Source organism: Microbulbifer sp. (genome assembly GCF_051659245.1).
Lineage (GTDB): Bacteria > Pseudomonadota > Gammaproteobacteria > Pseudomonadales > Cellvibrionaceae > Microbulbifer.
Window position 1 is genome coordinate 1 of sequence record NZ_JBOFOC010000101.1, and the last position, 3,331, is coordinate 3,331.

Annotated in this window: 2 protein-coding genes; one reads left to right on the top strand and one right to left on the bottom strand. The window is 61.2% G+C overall.

Annotated elements, in window-relative coordinates; translation table 11 throughout:
- Positions 1–254: 254 nt before the first annotated feature.
- Complete coding sequence (gene tyrS / locus ACRC0P_RS10890) at positions 255–1,559, bottom strand: tyrosine--tRNA ligase (RefSeq protein ID WP_438630762.1); 1,305 nt, start codon at positions 1,557–1,559, stop codon at positions 255–257.
- Between the two features lie 269 nt (positions 1,560–1,828).
- On the opposite strand from tyrS, the gene ACRC0P_RS10895 reads away from it, so the two are divergent.
- On the top strand, positions 1,829–3,196 hold the full coding sequence (locus ACRC0P_RS10895; RefSeq protein WP_438630764.1) for a peptidoglycan DD-metalloendopeptidase family protein: 1,368 nt from the start codon (positions 1,829–1,831) through the stop codon (positions 3,194–3,196).
- The last annotated feature ends 135 nt before the right edge of the window (positions 3,197–3,331 follow it).

The window sequence follows — 3,331 nt, forward strand, 5'->3', positions numbered from 1 at the left end:
CTTCAGCCTCGCCTTGAATCCCCCGGACTGCCGTCTCCGGCGGCCCTTGAGGTGGCGCGCATTATAGCCGCCTCCCTCTCCCTGGCAAGCGCTTTTTGAAACAATTTTCTTAAGAAAATCAACTACTTGGCGCTTGCTCCGCGCCGCTTGCTCAGCGGCGAGGGCGCGAACTATACGAGGTCGGAGGGGGCCGTGCAAGGGTTTTCCGGCAAACAGTGGAAAATAATTCCGGGAGGCGGGATTGCCCTGCGAAATCAGCCCGCGAGCTCAAACATGTGGTACTTCTTTTTGCCCAGGCGCACGATAAAGAAGCGGCCGGCCAACGCCCTGCCGGGGGCGAACACCGACTGCGGCTCGGCGTTGCTCTCAAGGCCCACGGTTTCGCCATTTACCAGGACCGCTTTGCGGCCCAGCGCGTCTTTCACCGGCTTGCCGGACGGGGCCATCCCCGCCTCCACCAGCAGGTTGATCAGGCTCTGCCCGCCGAATTCCGCCGGCAGGCTGGAACTGGGCAGACCGTCCAGGCGCAGTTGCTCCAGATCACCCGCCGACAGCCCGGCGATTTCCCCGGAAAAGAGCGCCCGGGAAATCCGCTCCGCGGCCGCCAGCCCCTCATCACCGTGTACCAGCCGGGTCACTTCCCGCGCCAGGATGCCCTGGGCTTCGGGCCTGCCGGCACGCTCGCGGTCGGCGTCTTCTATCGCCTCGATCTCGTCCACGCTGAGGAAGGTGAAGTAGCGCAGGAACTTATATACGTCCGCGTCGGCGGTATTCAGCCAGAACTGGTAGAAGGCATAGGGGGAAGTACGGCTGGCATCGAGCCAGATGGTGCCGCTCTCGGTTTTGCCGAACTTGCTGCCGTCGGCCTTGGTCACCAGCGGCAGGGTCATGCCGTATACCTTGCCGCGGTGCTGGCGCCGGGTCAGGTCCACACCGCCGGTGATATTGCCCCACTGGTCCGAACCGCCAATCTGCAGAGTGCAGTTGTGGCGCCGGTACAGCTCGGAAAAATCCATGGACTGCAGCAGGATGTACGCGAACTCGGTGAAGGAAATGCCCTCACCCTCGCGCTGGATCCGCTGTTTGACGGATTCCTTGTTCACCATATTGTTGACGGAGAAATGCTTTCCTACATCGCGCAGGAAATCGAGCACGCTGAGGTCTTTGGTCCAGTCCAGGTTGTTGACCACCAGTGCGCTGTTTTCTCCGCAGTCGAAATCGATGAACTGCGACACTTGGCGTTTCAGTTTCTCCACCCAGCCATCGACCACTTCCGGGCTGTTGAGGCTCCGCTCCTGGGCCTTGAAGGATGGATCGCCAATCAGACCGGTGGCACCGCCAACCAGAGCGATCGGTTTGTGTCCTGCCGCCTGAAACCTCTTCAAGGTGAGAAGTGGTACTAAACTACCAATATGCAGGGAATCCGCAGTGGGATCGAAACCGCAATAGAGAGTCCGGCACTCCGCCAGATGCTGTGTCAGCTCGCCGTCACCAGTGGCCTGATTGATCAGTCCACGGCGGTCCAAGTCTTTGAGCAGTGTCGCGTCGACCCCGGCCATCGTTTCCCCTTTCAAATACGTATCTGTTGATCAATACCGCCGAACGGCGGCGAAACGGGCTGCAACATTACCGGATATTGCGCCAAATACAAGCGCCCGCACCACTGCCCAGGGAACAGAGCAGAGGAACTGAAACATGGACGGACAGGTCAATTATCCCGTGAACGGCGACAGAATTTTTGTTATAAAGCCGCTTCAGTGTTCGTTTTTTAGGCATTGGACGCCGAGAGCTCGGATAACAATCACAAGTAGCGCCACCTGTTAAGACCATGCAGAACCATCGCAAATCGCCGCCGCGCCTGTTCGGCGCCCTGCGCCAGCACTTTCCGCGCACCCACGCCCTGGCTGCCTGTGGCGCCAGCTTTGCCCTGGCGCTGACCCTGTTTGTCTCCACCCCGGAAGTGGAGGCGAAGAGGCACTCTCTACCGGTGACCCTATCCTCCATCGACAGCGATGCCGCCAGAACGGATTTCGTCGACAACGACCCAGCCGGCCGCGAACTGCGCAGCCAGAACCTGGAAGTGCAGAACGGCGACACTCTGTCGGACCTGTTCCAGCGAGCCGGCGTCAGCAGCGCGGAGATGTACCAATTGCTGGCCAGTAGCGACGAGGCCCGCCAGTTGGCCAAGTTGACCCCCGGAGAAGAGCTGACTTTCCGCACGGACAGCGAAGGCGCACTGCAGCGCCTGGAACTGTACCGCGACCGCCTGAACCGGATCGAATTCAAACGCGACGAATCCGACGACTTCCAATACACCCTGCACCAGCGCCAGGCGGACAGCTACACTGCCTACCGCCACGGAGAGATCGAGAGCTCCCTGTTCGTGGCCGGCAGCGATGCGGGCCTGAGCCACAACCTGATCATGGCTATGGCGGACGTCTTCAGCTCCGATATCGACTTCGCCCTGGACATCCGCAAAGGCGACCGTTTCAGCGTGATTTTCGATGAAGAGTTCCTGGATGGGGAAAAGATCGGCGACGGGCCCATCCAGGCGGTGACCTTCACCAACCAGGACAAGACCTTCAGCGCCGTGCGCTACACCGACGTCAACGGCGACACCAACTACTACACGCCGGATGGCAAAAGCATGCGCAAGGCGTTTATCCGCACCCCGGTGGATATCGGCCGCATCAGCTCCCACTACAACCCCCGCCGCCTGCATCCCATTTTCAAGACCCGCCGTCCGCACAACGGCACCGACTACGCCGCGCCCACCGGCACGCCGGTATACGCCGCCGGCGACGGCCGCGTGGTCCGGGCCGGCTACAGCAAGCCCAACGGCAACTATATATTTATCCAGCACGGCGAGCGCTACGTCACCCGCTACCTGCACCTGAGCAAGCGCCTGGTAAAACGCGGACAGCGGGTGAAGCAGCGCCAGGTGATCGGCAAGGTCGGCTCCACCGGCTACGCCACCGGCCCGCACCTGCACTACGAATTCCTGGTCGACGGCCGCCACCGCAACCCCGCCACCATCGTGCGCAAACTGCCCAAGGCCAAATCGATCCCCTCCGCGGAAATGGCCCGCTTCAAAACCCAGACGCAGCCACTGCTGGCGCAGCTGGAGCGCTTCGAGCAGCCGGCCCTGGCCCAGCACCGCGAAGAAGAGGACAGCGACAAGCAGAGCGTTAACTAGTGTCCTGTATGGAACTAAATAGTGATACCAGAGCCCCCCAGATTGTCCACAGTTAGGCGCAGCTCGCAGGGAATGGTCATTCCATTTTCAAGAGCTGCAACGCCGCTGTGGGCAATCTGGGGGGCTCCCTTCGGG

Bases quoted from the DNA above. Each gene is read 5' to 3' on its own strand.
- tyrS (WP_438630762.1), bottom strand. From the start codon at position 1,559: ATGGCCGGGGTCGACGCGACACTGCTCAAAGACTTGGACCGCCGTGGA.
- ACRC0P_RS10895 (WP_438630764.1), top strand. From the start codon at position 1,829: ATGCAGAACCATCGCAAATCGCCGCCGCGCCTGTTCGGCGCCCTGCGC.